The sequence below is a fragment of the Maribacter sp. R86514 genome (assembly GCF_044597005.1).
Classification (GTDB): Bacteria; Bacteroidota; Bacteroidia; order Flavobacteriales; family Flavobacteriaceae; genus Maribacter.
Window position 1 is genome coordinate 3805899 of the sequence record NZ_CP138999.1, and the last position, 19870, is coordinate 3825768.

Sequence of the window (19870 nt, forward strand, 5' to 3'; positions counted from 1 at the left end):
AAGTGCCGATATAAAAGTGAATTTATGGTTAAAACTATGCAAAATAATGGCTTAGTGGCCTTTATTATAATATGTGTTCTATTAAATTTTAGTTGTAAGCAACATGTAAAACAAGAAGTTGTTACGGAAGATGAGGAGCCTACGGGATATTATATAGAACCATATAGGTCTCAGTATCATTTTTCGCCAGAGAAAAATTGGATGAACGATCCTAACGGATTAGTGTACAAGGATAGCCTGTATCATTTGTTCTATCAATATTATCCTGATAGTACAGTTTGGGGACCTATGCATTGGGGGCATGCGGTAAGTGAAGATATGATAAAGTGGAAGCATAAGCCAGTAGTACTTTATCCTGATGAAAACGGATACATATTCTCTGGTAGTGCGGTGGTGGATCATAATAACACTTCGGGTTTTGGTACGGTTGATAATCCTGCAATGGTTGCCATATTTACCTATCATAACGCAGTAGCGGAAAAAGCCGGTACCAATGATTATGAAACGCAAGGCATTGCCTATAGTTTAGATAATGGTGAAAGCTGGACCAAGTTTGAGGGAAATCCGGTTATAGAAAATCAGGGTAATAAAGATTTTAGAGATCCTAAGGTATTTTGGAATAAAATAACCGAAAGCTGGACCATGCTTTTGGTTGCAGGAGATCATTTGCAAATCTGGAATTCTCCAAATTTAAAAGAGTGGGAAAAAGTTAGTGAGTTTGGTAAGGAGCAAGGAGCACATGGCGGAGTTTGGGAATGCCCAGATATGTTTCCGCTAAAAATAGATGGTACTGATGAGGTAAAATGGGTACTACTGATAAGTGTTAACCCGGGTGCGCCAAACGGAGGTAGTGGAACGCAATATTTTATAGGGGATTTTGATGGTACAACTTTCACTACCGATCATGTAGAGCACAAATGGATAGATTTAGGAAGAGATAATTATGCAGGGGTAACCTATAACGATGCTCCTAATAATCAGCGTGTGTTTATGGGTTGGATGAGTAATTGGGACTATGCAATGGATACGCCTACAGAAAAATGGCGTAGTGCCATGACGGTGCCAAGGTTATTGAGCTTACGTAATGTAGGGGGTGAGGTGTCGTTGTTTAATTATCCTTTAAAAAGTTTTGAGAAGCACGTTGCATTGGCATATCCTGAAAGTACGATAGAAATTCTGCCTACACGTAAAAGAATTCTTCCGCTTAAATATGGAAATCAAAGTAAAATTCAGTTTACGTTATCCGTGCCAAATGCGCAAATGTATTTCAGGAATAAAAATGGGGATAGTTTAAGTATAGCTATTGATAGAGATAAAAAGATAGTGACCCTAGATCGAAGAAAATCAGGTAAAACGGACTTTAGCGAGAAGTTTTCTCCAGATGTGCAGCAAATGAAAATTCCCAATATTCCTAATGGTCCTATTGAGATAGTTATGCTTTTAGATCATTCGTCATTAGAATTGTTTATAAATGAGGGGCAATATGTAATGACAAATCAGATTTTCCCTAATGAGTTTTTTAGGGCTTTAACCATTGTAAATAACTCAGAAGAGAAGTTGGAAATAGAAGATTTTACCGAGCATAAGGTAGAACGCGTGTGGGATTAAAACGGATTGTTTGTTGATTCTTTTTTAGCTAGCGATGTCTATGCTATTTAAATGCTGCCTTGTTTAAAGCAATAGTTTGCAATATTGATTTTTTGTAAGAAGGTGTATTCATACGTTTACCAGTGTTGTTTCTTTAGCAATAGGCTGTGCTAATGTTTTAGATAAAGATAAAAGTATTCTTGGCTATCATTAACCGTAGAAGGTCATAATTCAATTTAAATTTATTGTAGAATAATGAGTTGCAAGTATGCTTCTTAACAGGTACTATGTATTTTTGGGAAATAACAGGTAGGTGTATTAAACAAAAAAATCCTTACTGTTAAGTAAGGATTTATTGTGGTGCCTCCAGGAATCGAACCAGGGACACATGGATTTTCAGTCCATTGCTCTACCAACTGAGCTAAGGCACCATGCTTGCTGTAAGCGGGTGCAAATATAATTTCAATTTTATGATTTCCAAACTAAATCGTAAAAAAAGAAAAATGTTTTTTTAATTTTTAATCTTTGTAACATGAATTTAATAATAGATGCAGGTAATACGAACGTTAAATTAGCAATCTTTAAAAAGTCGGAAATAATTCATTTAGAGACTGTTGTTGTCGATTTGTTCGTAGAGGCAGTTAAAAAGATTTTCAAAGAATTCCCTAAAATAAAATATTCAATAGTTTCTAGTGTAGGGTCGCTTTCAAAGGAACAAATGAAGGTTGTGGCGGTTTTTTGTAATCTTCATGAGCTTTCAAACACCTCAAAAGTACCATTTAAGAACTCATATGCATCACCACAAACTTTAGGTGTTGATCGTTTAGCCTTGGCAACTGCAGCTTATTATTTTAATCCACATCACAATAATTTAATAATTGATGCGGGTAGTTGTGTTACCTATGATATGTTAAATGATTTTGATGAATACCTTGGTGGTGCCATTTCTCCAGGTGTTCAAATGCGTTACAATGCCATGCATGAACAGACGGCGAAGTTGCCGTTGCTCGAGAAAAAAGAGTTGTTGGACTACATAGGTAATACTACAGAAAACTGTCTTCATAGTGGGGTTGTAAATGGAATAACGCTTGAAATAGACGGTGTCATTGATCTTTACAAAGCTAGATTTGAAAATTTAACAGTTATTTTAACCGGTGGAGACACACAATTTTTGTCTAAACGATTAAAAAATACCATATTTGCGGATTCCAAATTTCTCCTGAAAGGGCTTAATTATTTGCTGGAATACAACAAGCACTAAATGATCAAAAAAATTGTAATTGCAATTGTATACATTACCACTGTTGGTATGTACGCTCAAGACGGTACCGTTTCTCCTTATTCTTTCTTTGGAATCGGAGATTTAAAAAACGAAAGCACGATAGAAAATCAAATGATGGGGGGTATTGGTATCTATGCCGATAGTATTCATATCAATTTAAGAAACCCGGCCGCTTTTGGTAAGTTAGGTTTAGAGGTAATGGATCGAGAAGGTCTGGTTACGTACACTGCTGGTGTCTCCAATAAACAATACACACTTAAAAGTTTCACCGAAGAAGAACAAAGCTCTATTACAAGTCTAGATTATTTGGCGCTCGGTTTTAGCGTAGGTAAAGGTTTGGGTATGGGTTTCGGTATTATGCCTTATTCATCCGTTGGTTATAATTTGGTAGATGAGAGAGCAACGACAAATAGTTCTTTAACAAATGTTTACTCTGGTGAAGGTGGCTTAACGCGAGCTTTTTACTCGGTAGGATATGAGGTATTGAAAGATTTGACGATAGGTGCCACTATAAATTTTAATTTTGGTACGTTGGATAGTGAAAGATTGCAACAAGTGGATGGTGTGCAGTTTGGTACGTTCGACAGAAGAAGCTCAAGGGTAAACGGCTTTGATTTTAACTATGCCCTAAATTATTCTCCCATATTAAAAGGTAGAAATAGATTACATACTTCAATACGTGTAAATACCCAAGGTAACTTAGTTTCTAAAAATGATAGGCAGCTAGGTTCATTTTCTGTTTTAACAGGTGGCGATATAGAAGAGGTAGAAGTAGATTTGGTTTCCCAAAATTTAAGAAATACAGAATTGAAGATACCAACGACCACAACTATAGGTTTGGGTTACGGTGAAGATTATAAATGGTTTATAGGTGCTGAATATAGTTTTCAAGAGATGAGTTCTTTTGAGAATGCATTCTTGGGTGCAGATAGTATAATGTATGAAGATGCTAGTTCTTTTGCATTTGGAGCCTTTATTACTCCTGATCATGATTCTTTTACAGGTTACTTAAAACGAATTACTTACCGAGCTGGTTTACGTTTAGATAAGACAGGTATGCTAGTGAATGACGTTGATATAAATAACTTTGGCATAACTTTTGGATTAGGCTTACCACTGGGACGAAGTTTCTCAAATCTTAACGTAGGTTTTGAATTTGGTAAAAGAGGAACTACTAGGGCTAATTTGATAGAAGAGAGCTATTTTAAATTTAATGTAGGTCTATCGTTAAACGATCGTTGGTTCCAGAAAAGAAAAATCAATTAATAAAAATTTAGTACATTAACCATTTTAAAAAGAGAAAACATGAAATCGAAACTTTACTTCACGGCAATAATGTTCCTAGGGATGATGGGAGTGAGCAATGCGCAGGCGCAAAACCCTGAATGTATGACTAACTTGTCCATTTTTTCTGAGCATTCAAAAGTTAAAAATTATGATGCGGCCTATGAGCCATGGAAAATGGTTTATGAAACTTGTCCGCAGTTAAATAACGCTATCTATGTATATGGTGAACGTATACTTAAAGATAAGATGAAAAAGGCGACAGGTGCCGACAAAGAAAAATTTGCTAATGATTTAATGGGTCTTTATGACAATAAGTTGAAGCATTTTGCATCTAAGACCAGTCAAGGTGAAACCGATGTTGATAAGGCAATGGTGATGTACGATAATAAAATGGCAGATGATGCAAAAATGTACAGCATGTTGAGCGATGCATTTACTAAGGATAAAGAGAATTTTACAAATCCTAAGGCGTTATATATCTATTTCTCTAGTTTGGTTGATGAGCATAAAGCAGGTAGAAAAGACTTGCAAGAAGTTTTTGATGTATACGATGCGGTTACTGAAAAAATAGAAGTTGAAAACGAAAAAATCACAGGAAAAATAGCAAAGTTGTTACCTAAAGAAGAAGCTGGTACATTGACTTCAAAAGAGAAGTCTCGTTTAAAGGCTTACAACTCTTACTCTGGAGCTTATGGTAAAATAGCTGGTAGTATTGATTCTAAATTAGGTCCTTTAGCAGATTGTAGCAACCTTATTCCTTTATACGAAAAGAGTTTTGAAGAGAAAAAAGGTGATATTGTTTGGGTGAAAAGAGCGGTAGGTTTAATGTTCAACAAAGAATGTACTGATGATCCTTTGTTTCAAAAATTATTTGAAGCGCAATTAGCTTTAGATCCATCTGCCGATGCTTATGTATATGGTGGTACTTTGAAAATGAAAAATGGAGACAGTTCTGGTGCACTTGCAGATTTTGATAAAGCATTGTCTTTAGAAACAAATAATGAGAAGAAATCTAAGATTGCTTACAAAGTAGCAGTTATTAATAAAAGAAAAGGTAGTAAGTCTACTGCTCGTAAATATGCTCAGAAAGCTATTGATGCTAACCCATCTAACGGTCGTGCATATTTATTGATCGCTAACTTATATGCAACAAGTGCAAACAGTTGTGGTACGTCTGCTTTCGAGAAAAGAGCTATCTATTGGAAAGCAGCTGATATGGCAAGAAAAGCAGGTAGAGTAGATCCATCATTAAGTGGTTCTTCAAGTCAAGCTGCAAACAGCTATAGTTCAAAAGCACCATCTAAAGAGATGATCTTTAGTTCAGGTATGGCTGGTAAAACTGTTACTTTCAACTGTTGGGTTGGTGGTAGCGTGAAAGTACCTTCTTTATAGAAAAAATGATACAGATTAAAAATTTTAAAGGCATTGCCGTGGTTTATACCATGGCAATGCTTTTTTTATCTTGTCAAGATGAATATAAGAGAGTAGGTGAAGAAGCACCAAAGGAGATATATCCAAGAAGTGTAGCAGAGAATTTTGTAGCTACCTATACCGAATCTCCAGAAAAATTAGGCTCAGAAGATGAGGGTTCTTCAAAGGTTTTGGCAATACTCTCAGGTCCTATTAGAAATGATTTTGAGCAGTTGTCTTTTCCGTACCAAACTTTTCCAGAAGGTCTTTTGGTAGAGATTTTCAACGAAAAAAATGAAAAAACAATTATAGAGGCAGACTATGGTGTGTTGTATTCTAAGACTTCTATCGTAGATTTGCGTGGTAATGTACTTATAAAGAGTGATGATGGTAAGAAATTAGCAACATCTCAATTGTATTACGACCGTGGTAACGAATGGGCATTTACGCAAGAGAAATTCACATTTACTAATCCTGATGATGGAACGGTAATGGATGGTGAAGGAATGGATATTCAAAAAGACCTTAAATTTTTAAATGCACATAAGACTTACGGACTTATGTTAATTAAAGAAGATAAAGAACAAGAGAATGATTAATATTTTAAGGTATACAGAATACTTATACGTAATAGTAGCTGGATTTTCAATTTACCGAATTTTTACGGATTGGAATACAGATAGAAGCATGGCTTATTTTTTCATATTTTTTGCTATTGTATCTATAGGTATGTTCTTGTTTAGAAGAAACTACAGGAAAAAATTCGAACAACGTAAACGGGATAATCAAAACAAATAGTGGGTACAGCCGGTATTATAATTATACTTTCCTTATTTTTTTCAGCATTTTTCTCAGGAATGGAAATTGCCTTTGTCTCTGCGAACAAAATCCATATTGAAATAGAGAAAAAACAAGAAGGCTTTTTGGCAAAGGTTTTGACCAGATTAACCAAGAAACCATCAAAGTTTATTGCAACCATGCTTATTGGTAACAATATAGCCTTGGTCATTTACGGTCTTTTTATGGGCGATGTGCTCATGAACTGGTTTGCGGGTATTGCACCTGATAATGCCTTTTTAAAATTGTTGATCACAGATTTTAGTCTGTTGACCCAAACATTGATTTCTACTTTTGTTATTTTAATAACCGCAGAATTTTTACCTAAGGTTCTCTTTCAAATTTATGCGAATAACTTATTGAAGTTATTGGCGATTCCAGCTTTTATATTTTACCTTTTATTTTCTTTTATATCCGACTTTATTATTTGGATTTCAGATTTCATATTAAAATATGTGTTTGGAACATCGGGAGATGAAGTACAATTGGCATTCAGTAAATTAGAATTGGGTGATTATATAACAGAACAGATGGAAACTATTGAAGAAGAAGATGAGGTAGATACCGAGATTCAAATTTTTCAGAACGCATTAGAGTTTGCTGCTGTGAAAGCGCGAGAGGTTATGGTGCCCAGAACAGAGATTGTTGCTGTTGAAATGCATGAGACCCCTAAAAATTTGGCAAAATTGTTTACAGAGACAGGTTATTCTAAAATACTAGTATATAATGATACTGTAGATGATGTTATAGGTTATGTGCATTCTTATGAACTGTTCAAAAAGCCAAAGACAATTAAGAGTATCTTATTGCCTGTAGAGTTTGTGCCAGAAACAATGCTTATTCAAGATATGCTAAATGTACTTATTAAAAAACGTAAAAGTATTGCGGTAGTATTAGATGAATATGGTGGTACATCTGGTTTGGTAACGGTAGAAGATATTGTTGAAGAGCTTTTCGGCGAAATAGAAGATGAGCACGATAGTACAGATTTAAGGGAAGAAGTGGTCGATGAACGTCACTTTTTGTTCTCTGCAAGATTAGAAGTGGATGATATTAATGAAAATCACAAATTAAATCTTCCGGTATCGGATGAATATGAGACCTTAGGCGGTCTTTTAGTGCATACCTTAGGGGAGATTCCAGATAAAGAAGTAGAGCTTACCATAGACGCTTATAAGTTTACCGTGCTAGAAGTTTCCAATACCAAAATAGATTTGATTTCAATAGAAGTTTTGGAAGAGGAATAACAGTGCATCAATCAATAAATTAGGAGTCTTTTTAGTTTTTATTATTTCAATTAAAAATGGTAGTTTTGCCTCCCAATAACCACAAACGATTATTTTAAACGTTAATTAGAATGGCAGTATTAGAAAATATTAGGAAACGTACAACTGTGTTGATCTTGATTATAGGTTTGGCACTTTTTGCTTTTGTTATATCTGGGGTTTTTACCAGTAGCAATTTTGGAGGAGAAAAAGTAGGCTCGTCAGTAGCCGAAATTAATGGAGAAGATATTTCTATTGATGAATTCAGGCAAGAAGTCGAAGTGGCTTCTAAAAGAGTTGGTCCAACAACATCTTCAATGCAAGTGGTAAACCAAGTTTGGGAGAACAAAGTAAGAAAGACCATTTTAGGAGAGCAGTTCGAAGATTTAGGTATTGGTATTGAGCAAGATCAGATCGTTGATTTTCTAAGAACTACCGGTTATGCTCAGAATCCTCAGTTTCAAGATCAAAATGGTCAGTTTGATGCGAACATGTTCAGACAAACCGTTGCAGATTGGAAAGTCAACAACCCTGCACAATATGATGCTTGGTTACAAACTGAAGCTGAAATCGTTCAATTGGCAAAAGAGCAAACATATTTTAATATGGTCAAGGCCGGTGTTGGCGCTACATTGAAAGAAGGTGAGCTGGATTATAAATTGGCGAACGAAAAAATGGATATTAAGTATGTAAGAGTACCTTACACTTCTATTCCAGATAGCACGATTAACGTTACTAAAAGTGAAATTGCCGATTATGTAAGCAAGCACAAAGATGAATACAAGCAGGATCCTGCAAGAGATTTACAGTATGTATATTTTCAAGAGAAGCCATCTGAGGCTGATCAAGCAGCTATTAAAGATGAGATCACTAAGCTTTTAGTTGATACTATTGAGTACAATTCTCAAACAGATCGTAACGATACTATTAGAGGATTTAGAAATACAACCGATGTTGCTGCATTTTTAGATAGATATTCAGATACTAAATTCGATACGATATATAAGGCGAAGAAAAACCTGCCTTCTAGTGTTGCAGATACCTTAATGAGTTTGAACGTAGGTCAAATCTACGGTCCTTATAAAGACGGAGATTCATACAAGATTTCTAAAATGATCGCTAGAAAGCCGAATGGTTCTGTAAAAGCGAGTCATATTCTTTTAGCTTATACAGGGGCAACGAGAGCTAACCCTGAGGTAACTAGAACTAAGGAAGAAGCTGAAGCTAAGGCAAAAGAACTATTGAGAGAAGCTAAAAAATCAGGAGTTGTATTTTCTACATTGGCTAGAGATAATTCAGACGGACCGTCTGCGCCAAACGGTGGAGATTTAGGTTACTTTCAAAGAGGGGTAATGGTACCTGCTTTTAACGACTTCGCTTTTGGTAACTCAGAAGGTTCAATTGGAATGGTCGAAACCGATTTTGGATTTCACGTAATTAAAATTGACGATAAAGAAGATGTTGTTCAAATAGCAACCGTAGATAGAGAGATTGTTCCTTCAGAAGAAACAATCAATACTTTGTTTACCAGTGCTACCAAATTTGAAATGGAAACTACAGAAGACGAAAGTGGCTTTTCTACCATTGCAAAAAAAGATGAATATGTTGTTCGTCCTGTAAATAAAATAAAAGCTTTAGATGAAAACCTGCCTGGGTTAACAAACCAAAGAAATATTGTACAGTGGGCATTCAATGCTGATACAGAAGTTGGTGATGTAAAGAGGTTTAATATCAATAACGGTTATGCTGTTGTTCAATTAACAGGTAGTTACGCTGAAGGTGTAATGAGTGCTGAAGATGCTTCTGTACTTGTTTTACCAAAAATACGTAAAGAACGTAAGGCTGCGCAGATTATCGCAGCTAACAAGGGTAAAGATATGAATGCTATAGCATCTGATAACGGTGTAAGCGTTTCTAATGCTTCTGCGCTTACTGTTAAATCGCCAACTATTCCTGGCGCTGGTAGCGAGCCAGTTGTAGTAGGTACTGCTTACGGAATGGGTGCTGGTGAAACTTCAGGATTGATTGAAGGAAACACCGGTGTGTTTAAAATTGAAATCGTGAAGAAAACAGAAGCTCCTAAGTTGGATAATTATAGTGTGTATGCCAATGCTTTGAAAACAGGAGCAGCTACTCGAGTGAACACTGCGGTATACAACGCGTTGAAAGAAGGTTCTGAAATTGAAGATAAAAGAGCTACGTTCTACTAGTAGTAATTTTAAGATTTATATAAAAAAAGAGCATCCAATTTGGATGCTCTTTTTTTATAGTATCATTTTTGAGTAGGGTAGAATAGTATGGTGTCCTTTTTCCTTGAAGTAAGACATATCTTTTTCCGTCCCGGTAGCTAAAACAAAGTCCCCGCCCCAAGCTCCTAAACTTTTAATAGTTCTAGGGTAATCAGTGAAAAGCAAATCTTTGATAGTAGGAATTTGAAGTGTTTTTGATAAAATAGCCTCGTGCTCGTTCAATAAATCCTCAAACTCGGTTATGTCGGTACACTTTTGAATATTTTCGGTTATAGCGTCTACCTTAGTTATAAAAGCCTCTTTATCAAATTCTAAACTTCTGTAGCTATTAATGGCATCTCTACTGTTCTTTTTCTGGTTTAGATAAACAAAGAACAGTTCGTCTTTAAAAGATGGGTTAAAATGAGCTTCATCAACTATTGGCTCAAAATTATTTCTTTGATAGGTAATAGCAGAACTATGCGTTGCGCATGCAATATCATATCCGCTACCGCCAAAAGTGGACTCTAATAATTGATACGGATTAACGCCTGCCCAAGTTGACATATTGGCTATTAAAGTAGAAGAGGTGCCCAGTCCCCAAACCATAGGGAAGGTAAATTTAGTCTCAATTATACTGTTTTCAGTAATCTTGGATAAGAATTCAGGATTAAGCTTGTTGGTTTCTGTCAATATTTGCTTCAATCGATCGGATGTAGCTTCGTCAGTGGTTGTAACGGTTTTAAAATCTGATTTAGAAAATTCGGCATAAAACCACGTATCGTCATTTTCATCAACGCCAAACCAGTGAATTGTCTCTGTATTCTTGTTTCTAAGTTTTAAAGACTGTCCAAATTTCGTTGGTAATGCTAGCCCTTTTGCGCCATCAAGAATGGCATATTCACCTGTCAATAGTAATTTTCCGTTGCTGTAAAATTCCTTTGTCATAGCTTAAAGATTTACTTTCTAATAATACTTAATTGACTTTCCACAGCGTGGTGCGTAACCTGGTTGGTTTTAAAATGTTCCACCAAAGTGGCTTTTTCATTTTCGTTGGCACCGAGTTGGTTTAAGATATTTAAAAGATGCATTTTCATGTGCCCTTTTTGAATTCCTGTAGTAACCAAAGAGCTTACTGCAGCAAAGTTTTGTGCTAGTCCCGCAACGGCAACTATTTGCATGAGTTCTTTAGCCGATGGTCGCTGCAACATTTCTAAATTTAGCTTCACAAGAGGATGTAAATTCGTAAGTCCACCAACGGTTCCTAATGCCAACGGTAGCTCTATCCAAAATTTAAAAATTCCGTCTTCAATTTTCGCATTGGTTAAGCTTCTGTATTGTCCGTCTTTACAAGCATACGCATGTACACCGGCTTCAACGGCTCTAAAGTCGTTTCCCGTAGCCAGTACTACCGCGTCTATACCGTTCATGATACCTTTATTGTGCGTCACCGCACGATAGGGTTCCACTTGGGCAATTTTGATGGCCTGTATTATTTTTTCTGCAGTGTGTTGCGGGGTCAATTCTGCCGATAGATTTAAATCTTCTACCGGGCAACTTACTTCTGCGCGAACGGTACAGTTGGGAACATAGTTGGAAAGTATGCTCATTACTATTTCTACATCTTTTTCTTGTGTAGAAAATGCATCAAACTTGGCGGCTTCTTTTTTTAAGGTTGTTGCAAATTGCTCCAAACAACTGTTAATGAAATTAGCGCCCATGGCATCTTTAGTTTCAAAAGTAGCGTGCAATTGAAAATAGTGGTCTAGCTCATCGGTTTTATCCTTTAGAACGATGTCTGTAATGCCACCACCCCTTTTTTCCATGCTAGTAGTCAAAGATGCACTTTCTGCTAGTAAAATAGGTTTTAAGTACGTAAAAAACGACTCTAGTTTTTCAGTATCCCCTTTGAAGATGAAATGAACCTGACCTACTTTTTCAGTACCTAGTATTTCTGCTTTGAATCCGCCTCGTTTTAACCAGAATTTAGCAGCTTTACTTGCTGCTGCAATTACAGAACTCTCCTCTATGGCCATAGGTATGGCGTATAGCGTATCGTTGATTAAAAAATTGGGTGCAATGCCTTGTGGTACGTATAAGTTTGTGATAGTATTTTCAATAAACTCATCATGCAATTGCTGAACACTTTTATCTTGGTTCCAATACGTTTGCAGAATTTTCTTTGATTGGACTACGTTTTGCGTGAAATTCGCTGTAACCCAGTCTATTTTTTCCTCTTTCGTTAGTTTGGAAAAACCACTTATCGGTTTGGTCATTTAGGTATAACTTTCTACTAATATTCAATGTTGTGTAAATGTGAAGATCATGAAAAATACAGCACATTGTAACAGTGGTAAAGATACGCATATTGGCAATAATCTTTTTTAAATGGTCAAAGCGTTAAAAGCACTTTCTTTTTTACTCTAAAGCGTGTTTTTTTGAGGAAATTGTGGTAAACTTGAGAGATTTAACAAAATTCACTTATTTATGCGAAAAACACACTTAATTGCGTTGATTTTACTTTCATTCAGCGTATTTACTTGGGCACAGGAGAAAACAATACAAGTTTCGGATATTTATCAAGGAGCTTTTAGAACAGAAGGGATGGATGCCCTTAGGTCCATGAAGAACGGCACCCAGTACACGGTTCTTAATACAAACAGATCCAGCCAAATTACTACGGTTGACAAATATGATTATAAAACATTAGAAAAAGTAGGTACCGTAGTTTCGTCTGCAGATTTAGCTGAAATTACTTCCTTCTCTTCATATGACTTTAGTTCAGATGAAAAACAGCTGCTATTGTCTACGGAAGTAGAGCCAATATTCAGAAGATCGAAACTTGGTATATATTATGTCTATGATATAGCTACAAAAGAGGTGATAAAAGTTAGTGATGACAAAATTCAAGAACCATTATTATCCCCAGATGGTAGTAAAGTTGCGTATGTAAAAAGTAACAACATTTATATTTTTGATCTTCCTACGGGTAAAACTAAACAGGTTACTGAAGATGGAGTAAAAAATAAAATAATCAATGGCGTTACCGATTGGGTGTATGAAGAAGAGTTTGCTTTTGTTCGTGCTTTTGAATGGAATGCAGATGGTTCTAAAATAGCTTTTTTACGTTTTGATGAAACCAATGTTCCAGAATTTTCAATGGATGTATATGGCACAGGGTTGTATCAACAGCCACACGTTTTTAAATATCCAAAAGCAGGTGAAAATAATTCTATAGTTACATTACATCTATTAGACGTTGCAAGTGGGTCAATTACTTCGGTTGATTTAAAAGATGCTTATTACGTACCAAGAATTAAATGGAAAAACCACAAAGATTATTTAAGTGTTCAGACTCTGAATAGGCATCAAGATCAATTAACAATGTATACGGTCAATGCTAAAAAGGGTGAAGTTTCTGTTTTGTTGGTAGAAAAGGATGACGCTTATGTAGACGTTACCGATAATTTGACTTTTTTAGAAGATGATAGCTTTATCTGGACAAGTGAGAAAGATGGTTATAACCATATTTACCTTTATGGGGAAGACGGTAGTTTAATGAACCAAATTACTAAAGGCGATTGGGAAGTGACCAAGTACTATGGTTACGATCAGAATGAAGATAAAATATACTACCAATCTACAGAGAACGGTACTATTAACCGTGGGGTTTACAATATTAGTAGTGGAGGTGATGATAAAAAAGGTTTGGCAGTAAGTAAAGGAACGAACAACGCTTCTTTTAGTACAGATTTCACCTATTTTATTAATACGTTTTCAAGTGCAGATACTCCGCCGGTATACACATTGCATCAAGCAATTAGCGGTAAGAAAGTAAAAGATATAAAAGACAATAGTCAATTATTGAAGAGGTTAGAAGGTTATGCTGTTAGTCCTAAAGAATTCTCTACTATTTCTATAAATGGCAATGATCTTAATATGTACATGATTAAGCCAAAAGATTTTGACCCTTCAAAAAAATATCCGTTGTTTATGTATCAGTACAGTGGTCCTGGTTCACAAAATGTGAAGAACAGCTGGATGGGCGCTAATGATTACTGGCATCAAGGTTTAGTAGCTGAAGGCTACATTATTGCTTGTGTAGATGGTAGAGGAACCGGATTTAAAGGAAGGGATTTCAAGAAAGTTACACAGAAAGAATTAGGTAAATATGAAGTAGAAGATCAAATAGCCGCTGCTAAAAAACTGAGTGAATTACCATATATAGATGCAGATAGAACAGGTATTTGGGGTTGGAGCTATGGTGGCTTTATGTCTACAAACTGTATTTTAAAAGGTAACGATACATTTGAAATGGCCATTGCGGTTGCTCCGGTAACTTCATGGGCTTTTTATGATACTATCTATACGGAACGTTACATGCAAACGCCGCAAGAAAACCCAAGTGGTTATGATGACAACTCGCCATTTAATTATCCGCAATTATTGGAAGGCGATTATTTGTTGATACATGGCACAGGCGATGATAATGTACATGTACAGAATTCCATGAGAATGATTGAAGCATTAATTCAAGCGGACAAGCAATTTGATTGGGGAATCTACCCAGATAAAAATCACGGGATTTATGGTGGAAATACAAGAATTCACCTTTTTAACAAAATGACCAATTTCATAAAAGAAAAACTTTAATCAAACTAACATCTATATGACTGAAAGTACTGAATTTTCAGACCAAAAGCAGGTTTTTGGACACCCGCAGGGTTTATTTTATTTATTCTTTGCAGAGTTGTGGGAGCGTTTTAGCTTCTACGGTATGCGAGCGTTGCTGACGCTTTACATGATAGACGTAATCTTCAAGGCATTAGCAGAAAGAGATTACGCCACGGCAGCTGTATACTCCTCTTACGGATCTTTGGTATATGCATCGACCGTAATCGGGGGGAAATTGTCCGATAAGATTCTAGGAATGCGAAATTCCATTTTCTTAGGAGGAATTTTAATGTCTATAGGTCACTTTGTTCTGGCTATTGAAAACAACATGGCCTTCTTTTTGGCGCTATCATTGATTATTGTGGGTAACGGTTTTTTTAAGCCAAATATTTCCACGTTCGTGGGTACCTTGTATGAAAAGGGAGATCCTAAAAAAGATTCAGGATTCACCATTTTTTATATGGGTATTAATATTGGTGGTTGGGTAGCTCCTTTGTTGTGTGGGTGGCTAGCGGCAACTTATGGATGGCACTATGGCTTTGGTTTGGCAGGTATTGGTATGTTAACCGGTTTGATCGTATTCTGGAGAGGTATTCAAACCAATGTTTTTGGAGATAGAGGATTACCACCTAATGAGCATGTATTGGAGAAAAAAGTACTTGGTGTAAAACAAGGTATTCTTGTGCCTGTACTTGCTGTATTGGCAGCACCATTAATAGCACTGTTATTATCATCTTATAAAGCTATCGCTACAGATGGGTTGTTCGCGGATCAAAATATCGTTAATGTGATTTTCACAGGTATTGGTATAGCGGTATTGGCATATTTGGCATATGAGATGTTCAAGGCAAATGTTAAGGAGAGAAAAGAACTATTCGTAGCTGTATTACTAACTTTTTTCATGACTATATTCTGGGGTTTCCATGAGTTGTCCGGTAGTGTTATTACACTTTTTGCAGCTAGAAATATTGACTTGGATGGTATTATGTCTGCGGCACAAACCAATTCACTGAACTCCATGTTCATTATAATATTGGCTATTCCTATTTCAATGATGTGGACGTGGTTGAGCAAGAAAAATTGGAATCCAAGAACTCCGTATAAATTTGGTTTGGGATTACTTTTTGCCGGTATCAGTTTTTACGTTTTGGCATTAAGTGGTGGTAGCGCCAACGAAAGTGGTTTTGTTCCTTTTACATATCTTTTGTTAATGTATTTCCTATTGTCGGTTGGTGAGTTGTTTATGTCTCCTGTCGGTCTTTCTAAAATGACAGATTTGGCACCAGCTAGATTAATCGCCTTTATAATGGGGGTTTGGTTTTTATCATCAGCATTTGCATTTCAGATAGTTGGTTTTATCGGTAAACAATTAGCCATTGAAAGTACAGATGGCGATGTTAACGGTTTTGCAACTTTAACGGTTTATACAGATGGTTTTATGCTGATTGCTAAATATGCTTTAGGTGCAGGTGCTATTGTTCTTTTGGCTTCACCGATAATTAAAAAGTTAATGGGTAAAGTGCATTAATCTTTAATCACTGAAAATAATAAGCTCCCTTTTCACTAGTATAGTGAAAAGGGATTTTATTTTTTATGCAGGTAGCTTTCCAACGTTCAATGTAGCTTTTGTAATTACTGCCATCTGCAATAATTTCTTTGGGTTTAATACTGTCAATTAGCCTGTCTAAATTGATTTTTGGTGATTGTGTCAATAAGATTTTATGGGATGATGACTTCGGATAAATTCCTGTGCTATCTATGATCAGTACCGATTCATCTTTGAAGGCATAGCTATTTTTTAAGGTATCATAGCGAATAGAATCGATACGTTCTGCAGTAATATAATCTGAAATAAGATAATCAGGTGTATTGTCAGGGTTTGTTAGGATAGTTAGGTCTTTTCCGCTCTTGTTAAAAATGAGGCTCTTTCTCGTTTGATGCATCACTAATACTTCCGACTTGTTATGAGCTTCATATTCTTTAAAGATGGTATAACCTTGAAAACATAGAATACTTAGTAAAAAGAAAACAACGCGTTTGTAATTGAATTTGGTAAAAAGTTCTACGCCCATTATCAGGACAAATACACTTAACAAAAGCTGAATAAAGTCAAAAGAAATAGCACTGAAAATAAAATTTTCTTGTTTTGCTACCCAAGCAATAATGCTGTTCATTAAACTAATGATTTCGTTATAAAACCATACTAATTGAGTAGGGAGCCAATTTAATAGTGAGAGTGCAATTACTAAAATACCCATACCTAGAATCAATCCTAAAGCGGGCACAATTATTAAATTTGAAATAAAGAACAGTCCCGGAAACTGATGAAAATAAAATAAGCTGATTGGCAGAACACCTAATTGGGCGGCGATACTAACACATAGCAATTGCCAAAAGTATCGTACAACCTTATTCTTCGGAAACCATAGTTCTTTAAGTAAGGGGAAAATATAAAGTATGGCAAAAACAGCGGCATAGCTCATCTGAAAACCCACTTGAAACAATAAATTCGGATTGATGAATAATAGAATAAATAATATGGAAAGCGCAAGTATATTGAAGGTGTTACTGGGTCTGTTTAAATACAATGCATAAGCTACAAAGGTAAACATCGTAGTTGCGCGAATTATACTGGCAGACAAACCTGCAATAAAGGCAAAGCCCCATAAAAAGAGAACCGATAGAACTAAAATTAGGGTTCGCCCACTAGGGATATTTTTTAGCGGTCTCAATAAAAACTGGATAACTAAAAGTAGAATACCAATGTGTAAACCAGATACTGCTAAAATATGAACGGCACCCGCTTTCTGATAATTGGTGTATGTTTCTTCTGATATATCTGAACGCTGACCAAGTAATAGCGCTTTTATGACTCCCAATTCATCTGCTCCGAAATTTTCTTTATCAAGTTTTTCAATAATATGATTTCGTGCCCTTGCGGCGATTCCTAAAAGAGTAGTTTGTGAATTTTTAATTTTTACAAGTTGATCGTGTTCTATTCGCATACTATGATACACACCTAGATTCTCTAGATATTTTTTATAATCAAATTGATGCGGATTTAAAGGAGAAGAAATAGTTTTAGCTTCGGTTTGGGTTACAAATTCATCATCTATAGCTAAATTTAAATTTGCTGAATCTTTGGGTATGGTGAGAAGTATAGTACCACTTACTTGTTCATTGTCTATACTTTTTACTGTGGCAAAATAGCGGGTAGAAAACTGATTAGGTTTTAGAACCTCTTTGATTTTTAGCGTCCATAATTCGTTATTGCTACTTTGATGTTTACTGAAGTGATTAGTATTGTTTATGGGTTGTGCGGCAGTGTAACTGTAGGTGCCTAATGATATAAATGTAAGTGCGGCAATGACTCCGAATAAAATCGATTTTGTGTTTTTTTCAAAAAAGAAAATTGCGGCAAGTATTAGAAATAGAAATACTGTGAAGAGAAGCGTATGTAATAAGCTAAAGGAGAAATAATGACCTATTAAGATGCCAACAATGAGTAAAAGCGTTAATCTAATAGGAATAAACGCTAAGAGCTTCATGCTATAATATTCTTGTAGCCTTTACGAATGCTTGGTTCCAGAATCCGTCTCTTAATGAAGAAACGGTAACGCCACGAGATGTTGATGCGTGAATAAATGTAATTTCGTCATTGTCGGTACTTACGACCATGCCAACATGGTTAATTCGTTTTGATCCCCTAGAGGTTTTAAAAAATAGCAAGTCGCCCTTTTCAACATTCTTAACGGTTACCCTACGACCTTCTTCTGCCATGTTGTAAGATACTCTAGGTAGTTGTACATCATGTTCTCCAAAAGAAACATATAGTAGACCAGAGCAATCCATTCCTTTCTTGGTTGTACCACCAAATTTATACCGCGTACCCGAAAATGATAGGGCTGTGTTAATGATTTCATCTGCTTTGGTATGCGTTGAAGAAACTGTACTATGTTCTTCAGTTCTTGTAATACCGGTAACATTACCTGTTCTGGCATTATTTGCGGCAGCAACGGAAATCTTACGTTCCTTGTCAGAAGTAGTTGTTTTTTTGGCTCCGCAACTGGCTAAAAAGCAAATGATTATAAAGTATGGTAAAATGCGCATAAAATAGAGTGTACCCTGTAGTACGTCTAACTCCAAAATTATAGAATTATTTTTTAAAAAGAATATTGCTATGAGATTTTAGCATTTGCAATGATTAGAGCAGCGGCTTCGGCACTGGCTCCAGATCCACCCAATTTGGCAATCAACTCATCATATTCGGTCAATTGTTTACGTCTAGCTTCACCATCTAAAATTAAGGTCAGTTCCTTTTTTAGGTTCTGCTTGGTGAAATCATCTTGTATTAATTCTTTAACTACTTCCTTTTTCATGATAAGGTTGACCAAAGAAATATATTCTAAAGTAATAATACGTTTTGCAATTTGGTAAGAGATCCAATTTGCTTTGTAGCAAACTACCTGAGGTACTTTGAATAAAGCAGTTTCTAAAGTAGCTGTACCACTGGTAACTAAGGCGGCATTTGATATGGAAAGTAAATCGTAAGTTTTGTTTTGAATGAATTTCACATTCGCATTGGTGAGAAAAGCAGCATAAAATTCTTTATCTAAACTTGGTGCACCTGCAATAACAAATTCATATTCAGAAAAGTCGTCGGTCAAAGAAAGCATGAGCGATAACATTTTTTGTACCTCTTGTTTACGACTACCGGGCAGTAAAGCTATAATGGGTTTGTTCGGGTCTATACCATTATCTGATTTGAATAGACTTTCGTTTAGTTCTGGTCTGTTATTAATGGCGTCTAATAAAGGGTGTCCTACAAAGTTGACCGGGTAATTGTGTTTCTTTTCGTAAAATTCTTTCTCAAAAGGTAGGATCACGTACATATGATCTACGGTAGCTTTTATCTTAGCTATTCTATCTTCTCTAGATGCCCAAATCTGAGGTGAAATGTAATAATTAGTCAAGAAATTATGTTCTTTGGCCCATTTAGCAATACGTAAATTAAACCCGGAATAATCAATGAAAATTATAGCATCAGGATTGAATGCGGCAATATCTTGCTTGCAAAATTTAATGTTTTTAAAAATGGCGTTCAGGTTTAGAATTACCTCTATGAAGCCCATGAAAGCCAATTCTTTATAGTGTTTGGCTAAAGTTCCGCCGGCTTGCTGCATTAAGTCGCCACCCCAGCATCTAATGTCAGCATTGTTGTCCTGTTGTTTCAGAGCTTTAATTAAATTAGAGCCATGAAGATCACCAGAAGCTTCGCCTGCAATAATATAGTACTTCAT

14 protein-coding genes and 1 tRNA gene are annotated in these 19870 nt (G+C 35.8%); 9 read left to right on the forward strand and 6 right to left on the reverse strand.

The window, feature by feature from the left end:
- Positions 1-24: 24 nt before the first annotated feature.
- Positions 25-1608 (forward strand): glycoside hydrolase family 32 protein, encoded by a 1584-nt coding sequence (locus tag SJY30_RS16670; protein ID WP_396633251.1) that lies wholly within the window; start codon positions 25-27, stop codon positions 1606-1608.
- 337 nt (positions 1609-1945) lie between these two features.
- Here SJY30_RS16670 and SJY30_RS16675 read toward each other — a convergent pair.
- Positions 1946-2018 (reverse strand) — tRNA-Phe (locus tag SJY30_RS16675).
- 101 nt (positions 2019-2119) lie between these two features.
- Between SJY30_RS16675 and SJY30_RS16680 the strand changes: the two genes are divergently transcribed.
- From SJY30_RS16680 to SJY30_RS16705, 6 genes are all read left to right on the forward strand, one after another.
- Positions 2120-2848 (forward strand): type III pantothenate kinase, encoded by a 729-nt coding sequence (locus SJY30_RS16680; protein WP_396633252.1) that lies wholly within the window; start codon positions 2120-2122, stop codon positions 2846-2848.
- Positions 2849-4135, forward strand: coding sequence for a hypothetical protein (locus SJY30_RS16685; RefSeq protein WP_396633253.1), 1287 nt, complete (start codon positions 2849-2851; stop codon positions 4133-4135).
- Between the two features lie 39 nt (positions 4136-4174).
- Entirely contained in the window at positions 4175-5548 is a 1374-nt protein-coding gene (locus SJY30_RS16690) for a tetratricopeptide repeat protein (RefSeq protein WP_396633254.1), read from the forward strand.
- Between the two features lie 5 nt (positions 5549-5553).
- On the forward strand, positions 5554-6165 hold the full coding sequence (lptC, locus tag SJY30_RS16695; RefSeq protein WP_396633255.1) for an LPS export ABC transporter periplasmic protein LptC: 612 nt from the start codon (positions 5554-5556) through the stop codon (positions 6163-6165).
- Between the two features lie 258 nt (positions 6166-6423).
- Positions 6424-7650, forward strand: a complete 1227-nt coding sequence (locus SJY30_RS16700; RefSeq protein WP_396633256.1) for a hemolysin family protein — start codon at positions 6424-6426, stop codon at positions 7648-7650.
- Between the two features lie 110 nt (positions 7651-7760).
- Positions 7761-9878, forward strand: a complete 2118-nt coding sequence (locus SJY30_RS16705; RefSeq protein ID WP_396633257.1) for a peptidylprolyl isomerase — start codon at positions 7761-7763, stop codon at positions 9876-9878.
- Between the two features lie 54 nt (positions 9879-9932).
- Here the strand turns inward: SJY30_RS16705 and SJY30_RS16710 are convergent, their stop codons facing one another.
- Both SJY30_RS16710 and SJY30_RS16715 read right to left on the reverse strand, forming a co-directional pair.
- Complete coding sequence (locus tag SJY30_RS16710; RefSeq protein WP_396633258.1) at positions 9933-10844, reverse strand: GYDIA family GHMP kinase; 912 nt, start codon at positions 10842-10844, stop codon at positions 9933-9935.
- Positions 10845-10855: 11 nt separating this feature from the next.
- The gene (locus tag SJY30_RS16715) at positions 10856-12172 is read right to left on the reverse strand and encodes a hydroxymethylglutaryl-CoA reductase, degradative (RefSeq protein WP_396633259.1); all 1317 of its coding nucleotides are present in this window, start codon (positions 12170-12172) and stop codon (positions 10856-10858) included.
- Between the two features lie 211 nt (positions 12173-12383).
- Here SJY30_RS16715 and SJY30_RS16720 point away from each other — a divergent pair, with 211 nt between their 5' ends.
- A complete protein-coding gene (locus tag SJY30_RS16720) occupies positions 12384-14549 on the forward strand; it encodes a S9 family peptidase (protein ID WP_396633260.1) in 2166 nt (721 codons plus the stop codon).
- 16 nt (positions 14550-14565) lie between these two features.
- Positions 14566-16098 carry a peptide MFS transporter gene (locus tag SJY30_RS16725; RefSeq protein WP_396633261.1) on the forward strand — a complete coding sequence of 511 codons (1533 nt, stop codon included), beginning with the start codon at positions 14566-14568 and terminating at the stop codon, positions 16096-16098.
- A gap of 7 nt (positions 16099-16105) precedes the next feature.
- Here the strand turns inward: SJY30_RS16725 and SJY30_RS16730 are convergent, their stop codons facing one another.
- The 3 genes from SJY30_RS16730 to lpxB all read right to left on the reverse strand — a co-directional run bounded on the left by SJY30_RS16730 (position 16106) and on the right by lpxB (position 19870).
- Entirely contained in the window at positions 16106-18118 is a 2013-nt protein-coding gene (locus SJY30_RS16730; RefSeq protein WP_396633262.1) for a ComEC/Rec2 family competence protein, read from the reverse strand.
- Between the two features lies 1 nt (position 18119).
- Complete coding sequence (locus tag SJY30_RS16735) at positions 18120-18680, reverse strand: C40 family peptidase (protein ID WP_396633263.1); 561 nt, start codon at positions 18678-18680, stop codon at positions 18120-18122.
- Positions 18681-18748: 68 nt separating this feature from the next.
- On the reverse strand, positions 18749-19870 hold the full coding sequence (gene lpxB / locus SJY30_RS16740) for a lipid-A-disaccharide synthase (protein WP_396633264.1): 1122 nt from the start codon (positions 19868-19870) through the stop codon (positions 18749-18751).

What these genes read in the sequence shown, in the direction of transcription:
- lpxB (WP_396633264.1), bottom strand. Translation starts at nt 19,870, where the DNA reads ATGAAGTACTATATTATTGCAGGCGAAGCTTCTGGTGATCTTCATGGC.
- SJY30_RS16715 (WP_396633259.1), bottom strand. Translation starts at nt 12,172, where the DNA reads ATGACCAAACCGATAAGTGGTTTTTCCAAACTAACGAAAGAGGAAAAA.
- SJY30_RS16680 (WP_396633252.1), top strand. Translation starts at nt 2,120, where the DNA reads ATGAATTTAATAATAGATGCAGGTAATACGAACGTTAAATTAGCAATC.
- SJY30_RS16735 (WP_396633263.1), bottom strand. Translation starts at nt 18,680, where the DNA reads ATGCGCATTTTACCATACTTTATAATCATTTGCTTTTTAGCCAGTTGC.
- SJY30_RS16710 (WP_396633258.1), bottom strand. Translation starts at nt 10,844, where the DNA reads ATGACAAAGGAATTTTACAGCAACGGAAAATTACTATTGACAGGTGAA.
- SJY30_RS16725 (WP_396633261.1), top strand. Translation starts at nt 14,566, where the DNA reads ATGACTGAAAGTACTGAATTTTCAGACCAAAAGCAGGTTTTTGGACAC.
- SJY30_RS16670 (WP_396633251.1), top strand. Translation starts at nt 25, where the DNA reads ATGGTTAAAACTATGCAAAATAATGGCTTAGTGGCCTTTATTATAATA.
- SJY30_RS16705 (WP_396633257.1), top strand. Translation starts at nt 7,761, where the DNA reads ATGGCAGTATTAGAAAATATTAGGAAACGTACAACTGTGTTGATCTTG.
- SJY30_RS16700 (WP_396633256.1), top strand. Translation starts at nt 6,424, where the DNA reads ATGGAAATTGCCTTTGTCTCTGCGAACAAAATCCATATTGAAATAGAG.
- SJY30_RS16690 (WP_396633254.1), top strand. Translation starts at nt 4,175, where the DNA reads ATGAAATCGAAACTTTACTTCACGGCAATAATGTTCCTAGGGATGATG.
- SJY30_RS16730 (WP_396633262.1), bottom strand. Translation starts at nt 18,118, where the DNA reads ATGAAGCTCTTAGCGTTTATTCCTATTAGATTAACGCTTTTACTCATT.
- SJY30_RS16685 (WP_396633253.1), top strand. Translation starts at nt 2,849, where the DNA reads ATGATCAAAAAAATTGTAATTGCAATTGTATACATTACCACTGTTGGT.
- lptC (WP_396633255.1), top strand. Translation starts at nt 5,554, where the DNA reads ATGATACAGATTAAAAATTTTAAAGGCATTGCCGTGGTTTATACCATG.
- SJY30_RS16720 (WP_396633260.1), top strand. Translation starts at nt 12,384, where the DNA reads ATGCGAAAAACACACTTAATTGCGTTGATTTTACTTTCATTCAGCGTA.